19 protein-coding genes and 1 pseudogene are annotated in these 19201 nt (G+C 60.7%); 15 read left to right on the forward strand and 5 right to left on the reverse strand.

The genetic code is table 11. The features are described from left to right. Positions 1-307 precede the first annotated feature (307 nt). The 8 genes from QN224_RS27420 to QN224_RS27455 all read left to right on the forward strand — a co-directional run bounded on the left by QN224_RS27420 (position 308) and on the right by QN224_RS27455 (position 7898). Positions 308-1543 carry an ABC transporter substrate-binding protein gene (locus QN224_RS27420; RefSeq protein ID WP_283979197.1) on the forward strand — a complete coding sequence of 412 codons (1236 nt, stop codon included), beginning with the start codon at positions 308-310 and terminating at the stop codon, positions 1541-1543. A gap of 22 nt (positions 1544-1565) precedes the next feature. Next, entirely contained in the window at positions 1566-2543 is a 978-nt protein-coding gene (locus QN224_RS27425; RefSeq protein ID WP_283979198.1) for a YVTN family beta-propeller repeat protein, read from the forward strand. 129 nt (positions 2544-2672) lie between these two features. Beyond that, positions 2673-3461 (forward strand): ABC transporter ATP-binding protein, encoded by a 789-nt coding sequence (locus QN224_RS27430; RefSeq protein WP_283979199.1) that lies wholly within the window; start codon positions 2673-2675, stop codon positions 3459-3461. Further along, complete coding sequence (locus QN224_RS27435; RefSeq protein ID WP_283979200.1) at positions 3458-4330, forward strand: ABC transporter permease; 873 nt, start codon at positions 3458-3460, stop codon at positions 4328-4330. Before QN224_RS27430 ends, QN224_RS27435 begins: the two co-directional genes overlap by 4 nt. Then, positions 4330-4962 (forward strand): hypothetical protein, encoded by a 633-nt coding sequence (locus QN224_RS27440; RefSeq protein WP_283979201.1) that lies wholly within the window; start codon positions 4330-4332, stop codon positions 4960-4962. Before QN224_RS27435 ends, QN224_RS27440 begins: the two co-directional genes overlap by 1 nt. 410 nt (positions 4963-5372) lie before the next feature. Then, positions 5373-6365, forward strand: a complete 993-nt coding sequence (locus QN224_RS27445) for an ABC transporter substrate-binding protein (protein WP_283979202.1) — start codon at positions 5373-5375, stop codon at positions 6363-6365. A gap of 77 nt (positions 6366-6442) precedes the next feature. Beyond that, positions 6443-7189, forward strand: coding sequence for an ABC transporter permease subunit (locus QN224_RS27450; RefSeq protein ID WP_283979203.1), 747 nt, complete (start codon positions 6443-6445; stop codon positions 7187-7189). Further along, positions 7158-7898, forward strand: coding sequence for an ABC transporter ATP-binding protein (locus QN224_RS27455; RefSeq protein WP_283979288.1), 741 nt, complete (start codon positions 7158-7160; stop codon positions 7896-7898). Before QN224_RS27450 ends, QN224_RS27455 begins: the two co-directional genes overlap by 32 nt. A gap of 70 nt (positions 7899-7968) precedes the next feature. Here QN224_RS27455 and QN224_RS27460 read toward each other — a convergent pair whose 3' ends face one another. Continuing rightward, on the reverse strand, positions 7969-8316 hold the full coding sequence (locus QN224_RS27460; RefSeq protein WP_283979204.1) for a hypothetical protein: 348 nt from the start codon (positions 8314-8316) through the stop codon (positions 7969-7971). Between the two features lie 458 nt (positions 8317-8774). On the opposite strand from QN224_RS27460, the gene QN224_RS27465 reads away from it, so the two are divergent. From QN224_RS27465 to gfa, 5 genes are all read left to right on the forward strand, one after another. After that, a complete protein-coding gene (locus tag QN224_RS27465; RefSeq protein ID WP_283979289.1) occupies positions 8775-10643 on the forward strand; it encodes a methanol/ethanol family PQQ-dependent dehydrogenase in 1869 nt (622 codons plus the stop codon). 156 nt (positions 10644-10799) lie between these two features. Further along, positions 10800-11324, forward strand: coding sequence for a c-type cytochrome, methanol metabolism-related (locus QN224_RS27470; protein WP_283979205.1), 525 nt, complete (start codon positions 10800-10802; stop codon positions 11322-11324). Between the two features lies 1 nt (position 11325). Continuing rightward, the gene (locus tag QN224_RS27475) at positions 11326-12186 is read left to right on the forward strand and encodes a substrate-binding domain-containing protein (RefSeq protein WP_283979206.1); all 861 of its coding nucleotides are present in this window, start codon (positions 11326-11328) and stop codon (positions 12184-12186) included. A gap of 48 nt (positions 12187-12234) precedes the next feature. Further along, positions 12235-13362, forward strand: a complete 1128-nt coding sequence (locus QN224_RS27480; RefSeq protein WP_283979207.1) for an S-(hydroxymethyl)glutathione dehydrogenase/class III alcohol dehydrogenase — start codon at positions 12235-12237, stop codon at positions 13360-13362. Positions 13363-13449: 87 nt separating this feature from the next. Then, the gene (gene gfa / locus QN224_RS27485) at positions 13450-14025 is read left to right on the forward strand and encodes an S-(hydroxymethyl)glutathione synthase (protein ID WP_283979208.1); all 576 of its coding nucleotides are present in this window, start codon (positions 13450-13452) and stop codon (positions 14023-14025) included. A gap of 160 nt (positions 14026-14185) precedes the next feature. Here the strand turns inward: gfa and QN224_RS27490 are convergent, their stop codons facing one another. Beyond that, positions 14186-14464, reverse strand: coding sequence for a hypothetical protein (locus QN224_RS27490; RefSeq protein ID WP_283979209.1), 279 nt, complete (start codon positions 14462-14464; stop codon positions 14186-14188). A gap of 549 nt (positions 14465-15013) precedes the next feature. Between QN224_RS27490 and QN224_RS27495 the strand changes: the two genes are divergently transcribed. Beyond that, positions 15014-16003 (forward strand): SDR family oxidoreductase, encoded by a 990-nt coding sequence (locus QN224_RS27495; protein WP_283979210.1) that lies wholly within the window; start codon positions 15014-15016, stop codon positions 16001-16003. After that, entirely contained in the window at positions 16000-17169 is a 1170-nt protein-coding gene (locus tag QN224_RS27500; RefSeq protein ID WP_173508913.1) for a zinc-dependent alcohol dehydrogenase, read from the forward strand. The genes QN224_RS27495 and QN224_RS27500 overlap by 4 nt, the downstream gene beginning before the upstream one ends. A gap of 51 nt (positions 17170-17220) precedes the next feature. On the opposite strand, the gene QN224_RS27505 is transcribed toward QN224_RS27500, so the two are convergent. The 3 genes and pseudogenes from QN224_RS27505 to QN224_RS27515 form a co-directional block, all read right to left on the reverse strand. Then, positions 17221-17931, reverse strand: coding sequence for a metallophosphoesterase (locus tag QN224_RS27505; protein WP_283979211.1), 711 nt, complete (start codon positions 17929-17931; stop codon positions 17221-17223). Continuing rightward, the gene (locus tag QN224_RS27510; protein ID WP_269280960.1) at positions 17928-18749 is read right to left on the reverse strand and encodes a hypothetical protein; all 822 of its coding nucleotides are present in this window, start codon (positions 18747-18749) and stop codon (positions 17928-17930) included. Before QN224_RS27510 ends, QN224_RS27505 begins: the two co-directional genes overlap by 4 nt. A gap of 153 nt (positions 18750-18902) precedes the next feature. Then, a pseudogene (locus tag QN224_RS27515) lies at positions 18903-19201 on the reverse strand (hypothetical protein); the annotation flags it as partial.

Below are 19201 nucleotides of genomic sequence, written 5' to 3' on the forward strand. Positions count from 1 at the left end.
GCACATCGCCCCATGTATACGGCAATGCCCGCCGCCGGGGTAAAGCGGCGGGCTGCGAGCTCATGATTGGCCGCATCAGGATCTTGCGGCCGCGGCCCGTTGACGGCGATACCGCGCTGCTGGAAGCCCGCCCCAGCAATCCGCGACGCAGTGTACGCGGAACGGTTACAGCGGGCGGAAGCCGCAGCACCCCAATTTCCGGTTGAACTCAGGGATATCTCGATTAAGCTGTTTGCGGCACCGAGGAATTGCGCAGATCCGACTGACGTCGGAGATGGCGTATTCTGTCGATCAAATGGGATGTGCGGTGCTCTATGTCCTCCTGCTATTCATCTCTGCTCTTCTTGCGGCTTCAAGCCTCTCCAGCGCCGTTGCGCAGGAGCCTTCTCCCGCGCCGGCCGGCAAGTCGGCTCAAGCCGGACAGGTTTCCGAGATCAAGCTAGGCTATCTTCGTGCCTATGCGCCGCAGCTGGCCCTTTCCGTTCTGGACGTGCCGCCCCGCGACGAAGGTGTCGCCGGGGCGAAGGTGGGCGTCGGCGACAACAACACCACCGGTACCTTCCTTGGACAGAAGTTCACGCTCGACGTTTCGGAGGTAAGGCCGGATGCCGACGTCGTGCCGGCCTTCAATGATATGATCTCCAAGGGCGTCCTCTACGTTCTCGCTGATGTCTCCGCCACGCAGCTCCTCTCGATTGCCGATGTCGCGCGCGAAAAGGGCGTCCTGATCTTCAACGTTGGCGCCACTGACGACCGTCTGCGCGAGGAGGAGTGCCGGGCGAATATCTTCCATACAGCGCCGACGCGCACCATGCTCGCCGATGGGCTGGCGCAGTATCTGATCTGGAAACAGTGGCGCCGATGGGTGCTGGTCTACGGCTCCCATGAGCCCGACAAGCAGTTCGCCGAGGCGCTCCGCCGTGCCGCCACGCGCTTTGGCGGCGAGATTGTCGCGGAAAAGGAGTTTACCGATACGGGCACGGCGCGGCGGACGGATACGGGGGTGGTCCAGATCCAACGACAGATGCCCGTCTTCACGCAGGGCTTTCCCGATCACGATGTGATGCTCGTGGCAGACGAAAGCGAGGTTTTCGGAACCTATGTGCCCTTCCGGACCTGGATTCCTCGGCCCGTGGCCGGGACCGCGGGCTTGATCCCCTCCGCCTGGCATCCGGCCAGCGAGCAATGGGGCGGCACGCAGATACAGAACCGTTTCGCCAAGGCCAATGGCAGAAGGATGTTGTCGAAGGACATGGCCGCATGGACGGCAGCAAGGATTATCGGCGAGGCCGCAACGCGCACGCGAAGTGCCGATCCCGAGAAGCTCGCGGCCTTCATTCGAGCCGACGATTTTTCGATCGCCGCCTTCAAAGGACAGAAGCTGACCTTTCGCAAATGGAACTGGCAGTTGCGCCAGCCGATCTTCCTGGGAGACGGCCGTTCCGTCATATCGACGTCGCCGCAGGAAGGATTCCTGCATCAGTTTTCCGAACTCGACACGCTCGGGATCGATCAGCCGGAGACCCAATGCGTGCTGAAATAGCCTGAAAGAGGGAGAGAGCCAGATGCTGCGAAAACTGACTTTTCTTTCGGCCGGACTTGCTGTGGCAGCAAGCATGAGTTCTCCGGTCTCCGCCTATATGGTCTATGTTTCCAACGAGAAGGACAACACGGTGACCGTGGTCGACTCGACCACGAAAGAGGTGGTCCGTACGCTCGATGTCGGCCAGCGGCCGCGTGGCATCACGATTTCGCACGATGGCAAGTTCATCTATCTGTGCGCAAGCGACGACGACACGATCGAGATCATCGATACGGCAACGTACGAGATCATAGGATCGTTGCCGTCCGGACCGGACCCGGAACTGTTCGTCCTCTCGCCCGACGGGAAGACGCTTTACGTCGCCAATGAGGACGACAATCTGGTCACCGTCATCGACCTGGAGAGCAAGAGGGTGGTTGCGGAGGTGCCGGTTGGCGTCGAACCCGAGGGGATGGGCATCAGCCCGGACGGGAAGGCATTGGTCAACACCTCGGAAACGACCAACATGGCGCACTTCATCGACACCGAGACCCACGAGATCACCCATAATGTTCTCGTCGATTCCCGGCCACGCTTCGCTGAGTTCAAACCCGACAACTCCGAGGTCTGGGTCAGCTCCGAAATCGGCGGCACCGTTTCCGTCATCGACAATGCGAGCCGCGACGTAAAGCACAAGATCACTTTCGAGATTCCCGGCCTGCGCTCGGAAACGATCCAGCCGGTCGGCGTGCGCATCACCGCCGACGGTACGAAAGCCTACGTGGCGCTCGGGCCTGCCAATCGCGTGGCAGTGGTGAATGCGAAGACTTACGAAGTCGAAAAATACGTGCTCGTCGGCCAGCGGGTCTGGCAGCTCGCCTTCACGCCCGACCAGAAGATGATCATCAGCACCAACGGCGTTTCGAATGACATTACCTTCATCGACGTTGCTACCGATGAAGCAATTCAATCCGTGACCGTCGGGGCGCTGCCCTGGGGCGTGGTCGTCAGCCCGAACTGACGACGGTCCGGCCGTGCACCTACACGTTGTCCGCTCCAGATCTTGCCAACAAGGCCATGGAAGGAACGAGCACTATCAAATAGGCTGCGATGAAGGCTAATTTTGCTGTTCGCGGAGGAAGACGGCACCATGCAGCATGTGAAGGCGAATGATGCAGTGAGCTTGCCTGCCGCACTTGACGTGTCGGCCGTCAATCATAGCTACGGCCAGAAACAGGTTCTGTCGGACGTTTCTTTTTCAATAGCACCCGGACGCTTCACCGTCTTGCTCGGCCTCAACGGGGCCGGCAAGACGACGCTGTTCTCCCTGATCAGCCATCTTTACAACACGCGCCGCGGGGCGATCCGCATCTTCGGCCACGACATCAGCCGGGAACCGGGCGAGGCGCTGCGCCTGCTCGGTATCGTCTTTCAGGCGCGCACGCTCGACCTCGATCTCAGCGTCTACCAGAATCTCTCCTATCACGCCTCGCTGCACGGTATTGGACGAAGGGAGGCCGTGTCGCGCATCAAGACGCTGCTCGGCCAGATCGGCATGAGCGACCGGTTGTATGACAAGGCGCGCAGCCTTTCCGGCGGGCAGATGCGTCGCGTCGAAATCGTCCGGGCTCTGTTGCATCGGCCGCCGCTGCTGCTGCTCGACGAGGCGACCGTGGGTCTGGACATACAGTCGCGCGCCGAAATTCTCGCTACCATCCGTCAGCTTGTGGTTACCGATGGCATCAGCGTCTTCTGGGCGACCCATCTCATCGATGAGGTCGAAGACAGCGATCATGTCGTCATACTCCATAAGGGCAAGGTGCTTGCCGACGGCAGGGTCGACGATGTCGTCCAATCCTGTGGCGCAAACAGCATTGGAGAGGCCTTTGCGACGCTGAGCGGGGTAGCTTCGGTTCCGGCAGGTGGAGGATCCCAATGACCTTGCAATCCGCCACAGGCCGCATTCCGGCCGGCACCACCGTTGAACATGGCTTCAGCCTTCGTCAGTATCTTGTTTGCCTCAAAGGCATTCTGGTCCGGGAAGGACTTCGCTTTCTCAATCAGCGAGAGCGCTTCGTCTCGTCGCTGGTTCGCCCGCTCTTGTGGCTCTTCGTGTTCGCCGCCGGCTTCCGTCAGGTGCTTGGCGTCTCGATCATCCCGCCCTACAAGACTTATGTGCTGTACGAGGTCTACATCACGCCCGGCCTGTGCGGCATGATCCTGTTGTTCAGCGGCATGCAATCCTCGCTCTCGATGGTCTATGACCGCGAGATGGGAAACATGCGGACCCTCCTGGTCAGCCCGTTTCCACGCTGGTTCCTGCTGGTGTCCAAGCTGCTCGCCGGCGTCGCGGTTTCGATCCTGCAAGTCTACGCTTTTCTGGCCATCGCCTGGTTCTGGGACGTCACGCCACCATGGACCGGCTATCTCTTGATCCTGCCCGCACTGTTCCTTTCAGGGATGATGCTGTGCTCGCTCGGCATGCTCTTGTCGTCGATGATCAAGCAACTGGAGAATTTCGCGGGGATCATGAACTTCGTGATCTTCCCGATGTATTTTGCCTCTCCGGCGCTCTATCCGCTGTGGCGCATCCAGGAATCGAGCCCGCTTCTCCACAAGATCTGCCTTGCAAATCCGTTCACCTATGCGGTCGAACTGATCCGCTTCGCCCTTTATGGACAGGTTGACTGGGGATCGCTCATGGTCGTGGTTGCGTTCACCGTGCTGTTTCTGGGGGGCGCAATCCTGGCCTATGATCCATCGAACGGCTTGCTCAGCCGCAAGCAGGATACCGGAGGGAATGCCTGATGCAGTGGCGATCGCTGACTCGCATCATCCCCGCCGCGGCAGTTACCGCAATCGTCGCGTGGCCCGCCGTGGCCGCGCAGGGGGACGACCCGGACTGGCCATGTATCCAGCGCAAGGTTCCGGAGCTTTCGCTTGGCCAGATATGGACCGATGCCGAACTGCCGCAAACGGCCGCCGACTGGTCCAAAGATGCGGCTGTTTCCGCGCTGGTCGTGGAACTGTCGGCGCGTCGCGTGCCGCTTCCGGAGGCGCAAGAAAAAATAAGCGAGTATGCGAAAAGCCTGCCGGAGGGCGAGAGAGAACGGCGCATGACAATGCTCGTGCAGGGTTTGTTCGATCATATGAACCGAGAACGCGCGGACGTCATCGCCGGTATTGCACGCTACGCCCATAGGCAGAGGGACATGGCGGCCCTCCTGCGCCAAGAGGCTTCTGCCGTGGATGTTTTGCGGGCCAAACCATCTGCCAACCCGAACGAGGTTGCACTCCGGAGTAATCGGCTCGCGTTTCAGACGCGCATCTTTCAGGAGCGCGCGGAGTCGCTGAGCTTTGTCTGCGAAGTGCCGACGCTGATCGAGCAGCGCTTGTACGCGCTGGCGAAGACGATTGCGGAAGCGCTGAGGGGCAGATGAGCTTCCTGAGCGGAGCTTCGCGAATAATTGACGCTCGTTTCTCTCACGCGTATCCTCCTCGCAGGCTTTCCATCAGGGCACCTTGCGGGAGGAAGCTGTAGGACTGGCATGCGAAGGATGTCGGTCAGCATTCGTCTGCGCGCGTTCGTGCAGGGAAAGGTGCTCACGTGAACCTCGTCGATCTCGTTCTGACCGTCTGCATGTTGGCCAACCCCACCGATTGCCGCACGGAGCACCTGTATTTCGAGAGCCGCGGATCGCTCGTCCAATGCATGATGCTGGCTCCGAGTGAGATCGCGAAGTGGTCCGAGAGCCATCCGAGGCTGAAGATCGTGCGATGGAAATGTGTTTTCCCTGACAGGGACCAGGAAACCTGACGTCGCTGCAAACATTTGCTGGGAGGTGGCATCATGAATATATCGCGGCGCGCGCTCTGCGGGGTCGCTTTGCTGGCTGTAGCACATCCTCTGGGCTTCCGAGCCTCGGCAAACCCCGCCGCTCCGAAGATACGGGTGGGTGTCCTGAAGTTCGGGACGGTGAACTGGGAGCTCGACACCATCAAGCACAATAAATTCGACACCAGCAACGGCATCGACGTGGAAGTCGTGTATTTCGCCGGCGAAGATGCCACCAACGTGGCCATGCTGGCAGGCGACCTCGACGTCATCGTTTCCGACTGGTTGTGGGTGTCGCGCCAGCGTTCGCAGGGCGAGGACCTTACACTCGCGCCTTACTCGACCGCCGTTGGCGCTATCATGGTCAGGGAGGACGCGCCGATCCGTAGCATCCCCGACCTCGTGGGGAAGAAAATCGGGGTAGCCGGCGGATCGCTCGACAAGAGCTGGCTCCTGATCCAGGGGCTCGCGCAGCGTGACCACAAGATCGATCTGGCCAAGGAGAGTGACGTCGTTTTCGGCGCACCGCCCTTGCTATCGGAAAAGGCTCTCTCCGGTGAGCTCGACGCGGTTTTGAACTTCTGGCATTTCTGCGCGCGGCTGGAGGCAAACGGCTTTCGCCGCCTGATCGGTGCGGACGATGCAGCCAAGGCGCTCGGGGCATCGGGACCTGTCTCGGCGTTGGGATATGTATTCCACGACAAATGGGCGAACGAAAACCCTGACGCGGCGATGAGCTTTGTGAAGGCAAGCACGGAAGCCAAGAAACTTCTAGCGAACTCCGATGCAGAATGGCAGCGTTTGGCGCCTATCGTGCGAGCCGAGGGTAGGGAGCTCGAAGTGCTGCGCGATCGCTATCGTGAAGGCATACCGAACCGGCCTCTGGCCGAAGAGGAAAGCGATGCCGCCAAGCTGTACGAGATCCTTGCGGACCTGGGCGGAGAGAAGCTCGTCGGTGAGGCGCGGCAGATGGCTCCCGGAACGTTCTGGGCCGCATTGAAGACATGAAAGCGGGATTTCGGTCTGAAAACGAGGCATCTGAAAACCGGCGCACCCAACGGGTCTCTCGCGGCATTGGCGCCGCGTTGCCGGCAGCCACGGCCCTGGCATCGCTCCTCGGACTGTGCTTGCTCTGGAGCCTCGCGGCCGGGATCTGGCCGAGCCGTGCATTTCCGCCCCCGCTCGAGGTCTGGCGGGTGCTGCTCAAGGAGGCGGCGACCGGCGACCTTGAATATCACCTGGCAATGACACTCTGGCGGGTTGCGGCCGCCTATGTTGTTGCAATGGTCGTCGGGTCGGTCATCGGTGTCCTGCTCGGCACGCACCGGCGGGCGGATTCCTTCTTCAACCCGTGGCTTATCCTCTTCCTCAACCTCCCGGCACTGGTCGTCATCGTGCTCGCCTACATTTGGTTCGGCCTGACGGAGGCTGCCGCGATTGGCGCTGTTGCGATCAACAAGATACCCAACGTCGTCGTCACCATGCGTGAGGGTGCGCGTGCGCTCGACCCGCGTTTTGCGGAAATGGCCACCGTTTACCGGCTGGGGCCGCTCGATCATGTCCGCCACATCCTGATGCCACAGTTGCAGCCCTATTTCGCGGCTGCCTCGCGCTCCGGCATTGCGCTGATCTGGAAGATCGTGCTCGTCGTCGAACTGCTCGGCCGCTCCAGCGGTGTCGGCTTCCAGATTTATCTCTATTTCCAGATATTCGATGTTGCCGCCATCCTTGCCTACACGCTGGCCTTCGTGGCTATTATGCTGCTGATCGAACTCCTTCTGGTGCAGCCACTTGAACGACATGCAACCCGTTGGCGTCGCCGCCCCGCTTAAAGTCGACATTGCCGAGAAGACGTTCCAGTCGGCTGAGGGCGTTAAGATCGTGGCATTGCGCGGACTTTCCTTCGAAGTGAGACAGGGCGAGTTCGCCTGTCTGCTGGGCCCGTCGGGCTGCGGCAAGACCACCACCTTGCGAATCCTGCTGGGTCTCGACCGGCAATTTTCGGGCAGCTATCAATTGCCCGAAGGCGGTTCCAACCGCATCGCTGCGGTCTTCCAGGAGCCGGTGCTTCTGCCTTGGCGGACGGTGGAGCAGAACGTCCGCCTTGCGCTGTCTCCGAGCCTCAGGGACAAGGAGTTGGACTGGCTGTTCGAAATACTGGGACTCTCCACAATGCGGTCGCTCTATCCTTCGGAGCTTTCGCTCGGGCTTGCGCGCCGCGCCGCCTTGGCACGGGCCTTCGCCACGGAGCCCGCGATACTCTTCTTAGACGAACCCTTCACGTCGCTCGACGAACGGACCGCCGACCGGTTGCGCCGTCTTCTGATGACGGTGTGGGCGGCGAGGCCTACCACCGCCCTGATGGTGACCCACAATCTGCGCGAGGCGCTTCTGCTTGCCGATCGTATCATCGTGTTGTCGCCGCGCCCGGCGCAGGTGCTGGGCATCTATGACGTGGCCCTCTCGCGCCAGTTGCGCGACGCGCCGGCGCTGGACGATCTCGTGCTGGATTTTCACAGGAGGTTTCCGGACACCGTGTGATCGCGCTCCAAACCGTGGAGCTATTCACGGATGGAGGATCCGATCTGGCGGCGGATCTTGCGTTCGAGGGTCAGAAGCAGCGGACCTCTGCTTCGGCCTGCGCTCGTCTCAGTTCGGCGGCGGCGGATTTTGCCGGCGCAGTCTGCCGGAACAGAGCCCCTCTTTCGCCCGTCTCAAGTCCCAGGCTCCGGAACGTCTCGGCCGCCTCGTAGCGCTCGTAAGGCATGATCGAGGCTATGACATCGATGGAGCAAGAACACCCCTCGAGTGCGGCGCGTGTTTCGCCATTGGCCTTCATGCAGCCATACACGTAATCGACGACCGCGATCGTCGGGTAACCTCCGGCTGCCGATGCCGTCGCAGCAAACGTGAGCGCTGCGAGGAAGGCGATCACGTCTAGGTTACCGGTAGCCACCATGAAATCTCCCTTCGGTACTGGGGCATAGACAGGAGCCAAGTTAATCTGACCGGAGCTCTGTATTATTATAGTAAGTGTCATGGAAGAGCCAATTTAAATCCTGTAAATATTAGTAATTATTGTATTGCAAAGCAGCATTTTTTATTTTGCATCGCACAATAATCGTATAATTAATCTTGCGTTATTCGGGCTAATCGCCTATCCTCCAGCGGTTTCCGGCTTCAAGCCTTGTCTCTTGGGAGCGTAAAAGTCGCGTAGGTCAAGAGGACGGGCAATAACGGTGCCCTCTGCCCATCCAACTGGACCGTGAAACGCTGAAGGAAGCAGATATCCCACGACAAGCATGACAGAGCTTGGGCTGGCCTTGTGGTCTCCCGAGGATTGTGATGACGCGCCTCGGGTCCACATCGACATCGGGAGGAATCTGCATGCGCACACTCGGAAAACTTTATCTGCCGATGACCGCTGGACTTCTGACAGCGGCTCTTGCCGGAAATGCGTTCGCCAATGAGGAACTGACGAAACTGGCGACCGACGCGAAGAACTGGGCGATGCCCACGGGCGATTATGCCAATCATCGGTATTCCAAGCTCAATCAGATCACCAAGGACAATGTGAAGGACCTGCAGGTCAAATGGACCTTCTCGACCGGTGTGCTGCGTGGCCATGAGGGCGGACCGCTGGTCATCGGCGACGTCATGTACGTCCATACGCCGTTTCCCAACAACGTCTATGCCCTCGACCTCAACAACGATGGCAAGATCCTCTGGAAATACGAGCCAAAGCAGGATCCGACCGTCATCGGCATCATGTGCTGTGACACGGTCAATCGTGGCGTCGCCTATGGCGATGGCAAGATAATCCTGAACCAGAACGACACGACGGTCGTTGCCCTCGACGCCAAAACCGGAAAGCCCGTCTGGTCTGTGAAGAACGGAGAACAGATCGATGGCAGCAAGGCCGAATCCAGCACGGGTGCGCCGATGGTCGTCAAGGACAAGGTGCTGATCGGCATATCCGGTGCGGAATATGGTGTCCGCGGCTGGATGGCGGCGTACAATCTGAAGGACGGGTCGCTTGCCTGGAAGGCCTATTCGACTGGCCCCGACTCCGAAATGCTCGTCGACCCCGAAAAGACCACCCATCTTGGAAAGCCGGTCGGAGCTGACTCTGGCATAAAGAGCTGGCAAGGCGAGGAGTGGAAGACCGGCGGCGGGACGACGTGGGGATGGTACTCCTATGATCCGAAGCTCAACCTGATTTACTATGGCACGGCCAATCCAGGGACCTGGAACCCCGTGCAGCGCCCGGGCGACAATCGCTGGTCGATGACCCTGATGGCGCGTGACGTCGATACCGGTATGGCCAAGTGGCTATATCAAATGACTCCGCACGACGAGTGGGACTATGACGGCGTCAACGAGAACATTCTCGTTGACGGAATGCAGATCAATGGCCAGCCGCGCGACGTGCTCGTGCATTTCGACCGCAACGGCTTTGCCTATACGCTCGATCGGGCGACGGGAGAGTTGCTGGTTGCCAAGAAGTACGATCCGAAGGTCAACTGGGCGACGGAAGTCGTCATGGATCCGAAATCCGATCAATATGGCCGGCCGCAGGTGGTGGCGAAATACTCCACCGAGCAGAACGGCGAGGACGTGAACTCGACGGGAATCTGCCCCGCTGCCCTCGGCACGAAGGATCAGCAGCCGGCCGCCTATTCACCGAAGACCGGCTTGTTCTACGTGCCGACAAACCACGTCTGCATGGACTATGAGCCGTACAAGGTCAGCTACACGGCCGGTCAGCCTTATGTCGGTGCGACCGTTTCGATGTATCCGGCCCCTGACAGCCATGGCGGCATGGGCAACTTCATTGCCTGGGATGCTGCCAAAGGCGAGATCGTCTGGTCGAAGCCCGAGCGGTTCTCGGTCTGGTCCGGTGTTCTTGCGACCGAAGGCGACGTGATCTTCTATGGAACCTTGGAAGGTTACATCGTTGCAGTCGATCCGCAGGGCAAGGAACTTTACCGGTTCAAGACGCCATCCGGCATTATCGGAAACGTCAACACGTACGAACACGGCGGCAAGCAGTATATCGCCGTCTTGTCGGGCGTTGGCGGTTGGGCGGGCATCGGACTCGCCGGCGGCCTTCTGGGAGCGGAGGGTGCCGCGGCGTGGCAGAAAGCCGTGGCCGGTGAGAACGCTCCGACCGAAGAAAGCCAGAGCATCGCCACAGCAGGTTTGGGCGCAGTCGGTGGTTATGCCGGACTGGCGGAGTACACGACGCTCGGCGGACAACTGACAGTCTTCGGTCTTCCGGACTGATGACCTTTTCGAGAGTGATGGGGCTGTGCCTTCCACGCAGCCCCATCGGATATCGACCGCGCGGAGCAATGGCTGCCGGGGCAGTCTCCGTCGTGCAAACCCCGATAGGTGCTGCTGCCGCCTCGCGTTCCGGTTTTCCCAAGCGTGGAGTTTTTGATGGCTTTTCGTAATGTAGTTCTGGCGCTCGCCGCCGTGTTCCCGCTCCTGATCCCCGGAAACGTTACAGCGGCAGATGACAAGGAAAAAGCCGCGGCAGTCAAAGAAGAAGACGGAAAATACTTCGATGCGGAGGGAAACCCGACGTTCAAGTTTCAGAACGATGGGGCGGTCGATTGGTACACTTTCAGCGGCTACCGGCGCTATCATTCGGACTGTCACGTCTGTCACGGCCCCGATGGGGTCGGCTCGAGTTATGCACCCGCCTTGGCGACGACCATGAAGAACATGGACTATCCGACTTTTCTCTCGATCGTTGCGGAGGGACGCAAGAACGTCGGCGGTGGCAAGGAAAACGTCATGCCGGCGTTCGGCGACAACAAGAATGTCTATTGCTACCTCGACGACATCTACGTCTATCTGCGCGCCCGCGCCGTCGGTGCCGCGCCGCGAGGGCGCCCGCCCAAGAAGGCGGACAAACCCGAAGCGGCGAAGGCGTACGAGACGTCCTGCATGGATGGATGACATGGCACACGGCGACCATCGGACCTGCGGGGCAGCCCTCATTTTCACAGTGATGGCGCTGATGCCGCTGCAAGTGCAAGCCCAGAGCGCCGGGCTCGGAGCTGCCGGCGAACTGGTTGACCCGGACTCGCTGCGGGTCTGCGCCGATCCGTCCAACATGCCCTTCTCAGACCAAAGCGGCGAGGGCTTCGAGGATAAGCTCGCCAAGCTGGTCGCAGCCAAGACAGGACGAAGCTCCATCACCTACATGTGGTATCCCTCGATCACTGGTTTTGTGCGCAATACGCTCGGCTCCAACCGCTGCGACATCATCATGGGTTACGCGCAGGGAGACGAGCTCGTCCAGAATACCAACGCTTATTATCGTTCGTCCTATGTGCTGCTTTACAAGAAGGATGGCGATCTTGCCGGCGTGGAAACGCTCGCCGATCCCAGGCTTGCCGACAAGAGGATCGGCGTGGTCCAGGGAACGCCACCGTCTGCAAATATGGCGGCCGCAAAGCTGATGCGCAAAGCCAAGGTCTATCCGCTCATGGTCGACACACGGATAATGCCGTCGGTGGCCGAGGTCATGATACGCGACATGCTGGCAGGCGTGATTGACGCCGCCGTGATCTGGGGCCCTATGGCAGGTTATTATGCCGGCAAGTCCGGGGCCGACCTGACGCTTGTGCCTTTGACTAGGGAGAAGGGCGGCCAGCGCATGATCTATCGGATCACGATGGGCGTGCGGCCGTCCGACCAGCAATGGAAACGCACGCTCAACGCCTTCATCAAGGACCATCAGGCGGAAATCAACAAGCTGCTTCTCTCGTATGGCGTCCCGCTGCTCAATGAACAGGACGAGAGGATCACACAGTAACAACGTATCTCGGGACGCCGAGATGATGTTCAAAGGGGGGATGGAGACATGGACGTACGCGCCGCCGTCGCCACTGAGGCCGGCAAACCTCTGCAAATCATGACGGTTCAGCTCGAAGGTCCTCGGGCCGGCGAGGTGCTGGTCGAGGTCAAGGCGACCGGCATCTGCCACACCGATGATTTCACGCTGTCGGGCGCCGATCCGGAAGGGCTGTTCCCGGCAATCCTCGGCCATGAGGGCGCCGGCATCGTCATCGATGTCGGCCCCGGCGTCACGAGCGTCAAGAAGGGCGACCACGTCATCCCGCTCTATACGCCGGAATGCCGATCCTGCCCCTCCTGCCTCAGCCGCAAGACCAATCTCTGCACTGCCATCCGCGCCACCCAGGGCCAGGGGCTGATGCCCGACGGCACCTCGCGGTTTTCGCTCAATGGCGAGAAGATCCACCACTACATGGGCTGCTCGACCTTTGCGAACTTCACCGTCTTACCGGAGATCGCCGTCGCCAAGGTCAACCCGGACGCGCCGTTCGACAAGATCTGCTACATCGGCTGCGGCGTCACCACCGGCATCGGCGCGGTGATCAACACCGCCAAGGTCGAAATGGGGTCGACCGCGATCGTCTTCGGGCTTGGCGGCATCGGCCTCAACGTCATTCAGGGGCTTCGGCTTGCCGGCGCCGACATGATCATCGGCGTCGACATCAACAACGACAAGAAGCCGTGGGGCGAGAAGTTCGGCATGACCCACTTCGTCAATCCGAAGGAGGTCGGCGACGACATCGTGCCCCATCTTGTCAACCTGACGAAACGCGGCGCCGACCAGATCGGCGGCGCCGACTACACCTTCGACTGCACCGGCAATGTCAAGGTGATGCGCCAGGCGCTCGAAGCCTCGCATCGCGGCTGGGGCAAGTCGGTGATCATCGGCGTGGCCGGTGCCGGCCAGGAGATCGCGACGAGGCCGTTCCAACTGGTCACCGGCCGCACCTGGATGGGCACCGCCTTTGGCGGCGCGCGCGGCCGCACCGACGTGCCGAAGATCGTCGACTGGTACATGGAGGGCAAGATCGAGATCGACCCGATGATCACCCACACGATGCCGCTCGACGACATCAACAAGGGCTTCGAACTGATGCATTCCGGCGAAAGCATCCGCAGCGTCGTGATCTACTGAGCGTATCCGCCGGGCGCTCGAACCAAGCTGAAGCGCCAGAGCATCCGAGACGAGATTTGGGCTTCGGCACAACAGGGAGGACACGCAATGGAAAGTTCAATTAGCATTCATCCGGCGGTCGATGGTGGCGTGAGAGAGGCCAGCCCGAACTTTAGCGGAGGCACGCTTGTTTGTGCCTGCACGGACCGGCCGGTCAAGGTGAGGATCGAGGGACAGATTGCCCACAATCATGCTTGCGGCTGCACCAAATGCTGGAAGCCCACCGGCACCAATTTCTCCATTGTTGCGGTTGTTCCGCATGACAAGGTGACCGTGCTCGAGAACGGCGACAAGCTGCAAGTGGTCGACCCGTCTGCGCTGATCCAGCGGCACGCCTGCAGGGACTGCGGCGTTCACATGTATGGCCCGGTGGAGCGCGAACATGCCTTCCAGGGGCTGGACTTCATTCACCCCGAGCGCTTTCAGGAGTCGGGCTGGGCTCCGCCCGGCTTTGCCGCCTTTGTCTCCTCCATCATCGAATCGGGGGTCGATCCCAGTCGCATGGATGGCATCCGGGCCCGCTTGCGGGAGCTTGGACTGGAGCCCTATGACTGCCTGTCGCCAGCCCTGATGGACTATATCGCCACCTGGGTTGCGAAGAAGTCGGGCGCACTTCCAAGCTGATCGAGCAAACGGAGTTAATGCCGCCCTGTCAGTGCGCTGATCAAGCCGCTGACAGGGCGCCTCTACCGCGGCTTTGACGTGTGGAAACATCCGCAGCCGCGGCTACCCTGTGCCTGCGATTGAAGGAGCATCCGGTAGATCGCCCGGGCACGACGCGGATCTAGGGGCGCGGCGGCTTGACGCTGCCGAAGCGGACCTCTTCGCGTGAGGGGTTGTCGGCGATCGACTGCTCTTCCTCGTCATCTGGAAGAGCTTCGTCGGGATCGACATTTGCCTCATCGCGGCTCGGAACCGGCGGTATCCGGCCTTGGCCCACCGGCTTTGCATCCTCGGGGCGCGATAGATCCGGTCGCGTCTCGGCATTCTCGTCGGGGACTTCGGCGTCGTCGGGGACCTCGGCCGGTCGGCGGGCAGGGTCTTTCGGATTGATACGTGCCATCGCGATCTTCCTTTTCTTGTCGGAAGAAAGCGAGTGGCAGCACTTTGTTCCCAAGCCTCACCTGTTCCCTATTCTCCAAGTCCGCTCCAGCGTCCTGCCGGAAGGCGAACGGTGGCGAGGATCTTCTGCTGAGGAACAATTGCCTTCGACGACGATTGGGAAGTCGCTTCGAACGCGGGAATGCGGGACGTTATCCCAAGCCCTTGTCCCGTCGGTCTCGCGGTTCAGATCAGGAATGAAGGATGGTCACCGGAGGATGTCAAAGGTTGTGACAGCAGCGGTACTTCTGATTCTGGTGGTGATCGCAGTGATCTGGGTGCTTTTTCCGTATGACGGGACCCCCGATATTGGACAGCCCCCGCCGCATGCGATCGACCAATCGAATTAAGCGTCCCCCGTGGCCGCGTGTCCGGAATCCACGACACATCGCCCATTCAACGCCTCCCGCCTACGTGGTTCTACGCCCATGCCGGCGTTGCACAGCGATGTCGGAACATCTTCAGCCGCTGGCGGTTCCTTCGGAACCCTCGTTCGAGACGGAGATTCAACATGAGGAAAGCTCTGAGAGATGCGGTAGTGGTCATCACGGGCGCTTCGTCCGGAGTTGGGCAGGCCGCGGCTGAGGAGTTCGCCCGACGCGGTTCGAAACTCGTGCTCGCCGCCCGCGATGCGGCCGCGCTTCAACGCGTGGCGAAGACCTGTCGCGAAATGGGGGCCGAGGTCCTGGTTGTGCCGACTGACGTGACGGACGCAGACGCAGTCAGGGAACTGGCCAGGAAGGCGACGAGCTTCGGCAAGATCGACGTCTGGTTCAGCAATGTCGGCGTCGGTGCGGTTGGTCGCTTCGTTGAAACGCCGATCGCCGCCCACGAGCAGGTCATTCGCACCAACCTGATGGGCCATATCAATGACGCACATGCAGTCATTCCGATTTTTCTCAAGCAGCGCCAGGGCACCTTCATCAACATGATTTCTCTTGGGGGGTTTGCTTCCACGCCTTTTGCGACGGCCTACAGTGCCAGCAAGTTCGGCCTTAGAGGCTTCTCCGAAGCGCTCCGTGCCGAACTCGCCGATGAACCCGATATCCACATTTGTGATGTTTACCCCACCTTCATGGATACCCCGGGGGTGGCCCACGGTGCGAACTACACAGGCCGCAAACTCAGCGTTCCTCCACCCGTCTACAATGCGCGCCGTGCCGCTCGCGCCATTGTCCGTCTCGCGGAGCGTCCACGCACCTCGATCACGGTTGGCTTCGTGGCGGACCTGGCGCGTTTCGCGCATTTTCTCGCGCCCAACCTCACGACGCGGCTGCTGGCGCAGCTTACGTCCCGTTATCTGAGCCAAGCGCCGCGGGTGGAGAGCAGCAACGGCAACTTGTTCAGGGCGCCGGCCGTGGCCGGCGGTATCGACGGAGGTCTTCGCTCGTCCCATAGAATTCCGCTTGCAACCGTGGCAGCCGTGGCTGTCGTCGGGCTCGCGGTCGCTGCCCTGATCGCCGGGAAGCCCCGTGCTTCGCACATCGGAGTCCTGAGGTGAAGGCCCTGACCTGGCACGGCAAGGGCGACATCCGGTGCGAGAGCGTGCCTGATCCGAAAATCGAGGACGATCGCGATGCCATCATCAAGGTCAGCGCGTGCGCGATCTGCGGCTCGGACGTCCATATTTTCAATGGTCTCATTCCCTCGATGGAGCACGGCGACGTGCTTGGCCATGAAACGATGGGCGAGGTGGTCGAGGTCGGCAAGAGGGCGACCAGATTGAGGGTCGGCGATCGTGTCGTCGTTCCCTTCACGATCGCCTGCGGCGAGTGTTTCTTCTGTCAGCGAGGCTTCTATTCGGGCTGCGAACGCACCAATCCCGATCGGGAAAAGGCGGTGAAGCTGTGGGGCAATTCGCCTGCCGGCCTGTTCGGCTATTCCCATCTTCTCGGCGGCTATAGCGGCGGGCAGGCGGAATATCTTCGCGTGCCTTATGCGGATGTCGGACCGATCAAAGTCCCGGACGAGTTGACCGACGAGCAGGTGCTGTTTCTTTCCGACATCTTCCCGACCGGCTACATGGCCGCCGAGTTCTGCGACATCAAGCCGGCCGACACGATCGCTATCTGGGGCTGCGGTCCCGTCGGGCAGATGGCGATCCGTTCGGCGTTCCTGCTCGGAGCCGAAAGGGTCATTGCCGTGGATACGGTTCCGGAACGCCTGAGGCTCGCCGAAACGGCGGGTGCGATGACCCTCGATTTCATGCAGGAGGACATCTACGATCGGATCATGGAGATAACCCACGGTCGGGGCGCCGACGCCTGCATCGACGCGGTCGGGACCGAAGCCGACAGCCGGGCAAGCCTCGATTCCTTTGTCGATCGTGTGAAGGTGGCCACGTTCATGGGCACCGATCGCCCGCATGTCTTGCGGCAGGCAATCCATTGCTGCCGGAACTTCGGAACCGTCTCGATCGTAGGCGTCTATGGCGGATATCTGGACAAAATACCCATGGGGTCGGCAATCAACCGCGGACTGACTTTCCGCATGGGCCAGACGCCGGTGCAGCGTTATCTGCCTTCGCTCCTCGATCGGATCGGGAAGGGAGAGATTGATCCCTCTTTCGTCATCACGCACAGGGGCAGTCTCGATGAGGGGCCGGCGCTCTACCGTACCTTCGGCGACAGGAAGGATGGTTGCGTAAAAGTGGTTCTGAGGCCGTAAAGGATCAGCCCTCGTCAAGCGCTGACGCGTGCACGCATCCCCGGAACCGTTTTACAGTTCCAGCATGGCGTAGGGCCGGCCCGTCGGCTTTTCTATATGGGCAGCGACATTGAACACCGGGGCGCCGCCCGGTGTCTGCCCTTCGTAGGTTCCTTTATGTGCGTGGCCGTGAACAACGGCGCTCACGCGGAAGCGGTCGATGGTCTCGGCGAGACGGGATGAACCGAGAAACGGGTATATTTCCTTGGGTTCTCCCGCGACGGTTTCGGCGATCGGGGAATAATGCAGAACGACCAGGGCGCGCTGTGCCCTGGTGTTCCTCAAGGCATTCTCCAGACGCATGGCCTCGTCGACGCTCTCCGAGACCATGGCCTTTATGGCGGTCTCGCCGAACGAGCCCAGCATGTGCCGACCGAAGCCGCCGATGAAGCCTTTTGTTCCGGCGAACCCCACTCCCTCGATCTCGACCGTCTGGCCGTTGAGAAGATGGACGCCTGCCTTCACGAGAATCGACGAGACTTCCTCCGCCGCATCGCACTGGTGATCGTGATTTCCAAGAACGGCGACGACGGGAACCGTGCAGGACTTCAGGTCGGCTGCCAGGAGTTCGGCCTCCACCGGCTTGCCGAGGTCCGTTAGATCCCCGGCGATGACGAGCACGTCAGCGGCTTGCGAAATCTCAGAAAACAGCTCGGTATAGGAGACCGACCTGTCCTCCTTCACGTGGAGATCCGCAACGGCGGCGACCTTCAGCTTGCTCATGGCGTCTTCTCCTCGATTCCTTCGCGCATGTCACCCTCGCCGCCGATATCGGCGAATCCCCATTCCCTGACGTCGATCTCGTAGTCGGGGCGCGAGTACATTCGCCCGCGGCAGATTTTCGTCTGCGGCAGCGGCAGATCCCGTTGTGCCGCCAGCCTGCTCAGGAGCTCGTCCATCAGCCACTGCGGAACCTTGTTGCGCTCGGAAGGATAGATCCATCGGAAATTGAGGAGGTGGATAAGCAGGACCTCCCAGTGAACCTCCATGTATTCGAGCAATCTTGTCCAGTCGATCCGGTCGTGCGCCTTCAGGATCACGTGGACCACGTCGGCGCCGTCGTACCGTTCACGAAGCTGGATGAAGGACTTCGACCAGATCAATTCGGTCGGCGCGGCGATCGAGACCGGACAGCCGCAGATTTCCACCGGCAGCGCATGTGCGAACCAGCTATCGTTGACCAGCATCGTTCCATTCGGCGAGGCGAAGATTACGTCGAAGAAAAATCTGCCCTTGAACACCTTTCCCAACCACCGGTCGTCCTCGATTTCGACCGCGTAGCCGCGGGACTTGAAGTGCTTGAGAATACGGGTGTAGTCACCCGCCTTGCAAAAGACGTCGAGATCCTTCGTCGGCCGTGAGATGCCGGTATAGGCACTGACGGCAAAGGTGCCTGCGATCAGGAAGGGAATTTTGGAGCGAACCAGCTCCGCGATTGCCTCCGCAACAAAGGCCTCGGCCTCCTCGTTAACGAGTTGCGGCACCGCGAGCGGTCCGGCTCCTCCGCGTGAATTCTCTTGCGGCGGTATGGCTGACGTCATGCTGTTCTCCGGTACCGACAGAATCTCCTACGGAAACACTCTAAACTTGGGGAAGTTCCGCGCCATCGTTGAAGCAGAAGAAGGGGTGCCTCGCAGCAGACGAACTCCGGGCGGCGCATCCATCGGGGCGATACAGCGCGTCAGGAGCTTTCGCTAGCCGCGTTGCTCGCCTTCGCGTTTGGCTTGGGCGAGATCCTCGTCCGTCAGGACGCGGACGTCCGGATCGGCTGCGCCGCGCTCCTGCTGGTTGAAGCGCAATTTCTCCATATACGGCGTCGGCTTCTTGCGGCGGTAGTCGCCAAATTCCTTGGCATAATAGGCGCGCGCTTCGTCGACGCTTTTCGCGCCGGTCACAATGTCGTGCATCAGGTTGAGTGCCAGAAAGTTCGCCTGTTCGTCGTGGCAGCGCGCCGAGACTTCGCCGGCCGTGCGTTCGACGATCACGCTGCCGT

The organism is Sinorhizobium sp. 7-81 (genome assembly GCF_030124405.1).
Classification (GTDB): Bacteria; Pseudomonadota; Alphaproteobacteria; order Rhizobiales; family Rhizobiaceae; genus Sinorhizobium; species Sinorhizobium psoraleae.

Bases quoted from the DNA above. Each gene is read 5' to 3' on its own strand.
- QN224_RS27425 (WP_283979198.1), top strand. From the start codon at position 1,566: ATGCTGCGAAAACTGACTTTTCTTTCGGCCGGACTTGCTGTGGCAGCA.
- QN224_RS27430 (WP_283979199.1), top strand. From the start codon at position 2,673: ATGCAGCATGTGAAGGCGAATGATGCAGTGAGCTTGCCTGCCGCACTT.
- QN224_RS27435 (WP_283979200.1), top strand. From the start codon at position 3,458: ATGACCTTGCAATCCGCCACAGGCCGCATTCCGGCCGGCACCACCGTT.
- QN224_RS27440 (WP_283979201.1), top strand. From the start codon at position 4,330: ATGCAGTGGCGATCGCTGACTCGCATCATCCCCGCCGCGGCAGTTACC.
- QN224_RS27445 (WP_283979202.1), top strand. From the start codon at position 5,373: ATGAATATATCGCGGCGCGCGCTCTGCGGGGTCGCTTTGCTGGCTGTA.
- QN224_RS27455 (WP_283979288.1), top strand. From the start codon at position 7,158: ATGCAACCCGTTGGCGTCGCCGCCCCGCTTAAAGTCGACATTGCCGAG.
- QN224_RS27460 (WP_283979204.1), bottom strand. From the start codon at position 8,316: ATGGTGGCTACCGGTAACCTAGACGTGATCGCCTTCCTCGCAGCGCTC.
- QN224_RS27465 (WP_283979289.1), top strand. From the start codon at position 8,775: ATGACCGCTGGACTTCTGACAGCGGCTCTTGCCGGAAATGCGTTCGCC.
- QN224_RS27470 (WP_283979205.1), top strand. From the start codon at position 10,800: ATGGCTTTTCGTAATGTAGTTCTGGCGCTCGCCGCCGTGTTCCCGCTC.
- QN224_RS27475 (WP_283979206.1), top strand. From the start codon at position 11,326: ATGGCACACGGCGACCATCGGACCTGCGGGGCAGCCCTCATTTTCACA.
- QN224_RS27480 (WP_283979207.1), top strand. From the start codon at position 12,235: ATGGACGTACGCGCCGCCGTCGCCACTGAGGCCGGCAAACCTCTGCAA.
- gfa (WP_283979208.1), top strand. From the start codon at position 13,450: ATGGAAAGTTCAATTAGCATTCATCCGGCGGTCGATGGTGGCGTGAGA.
- QN224_RS27490 (WP_283979209.1), bottom strand. From the start codon at position 14,464: ATGGCACGTATCAATCCGAAAGACCCTGCCCGCCGACCGGCCGAGGTC.
- QN224_RS27495 (WP_283979210.1), top strand. From the start codon at position 15,014: ATGAGGAAAGCTCTGAGAGATGCGGTAGTGGTCATCACGGGCGCTTCG.
- QN224_RS27505 (WP_283979211.1), bottom strand. From the start codon at position 17,931: ATGAGCAAGCTGAAGGTCGCCGCCGTTGCGGATCTCCACGTGAAGGAG.
- QN224_RS27510 (WP_269280960.1), bottom strand. From the start codon at position 18,749: ATGACGTCAGCCATACCGCCGCAAGAGAATTCACGCGGAGGAGCCGGA.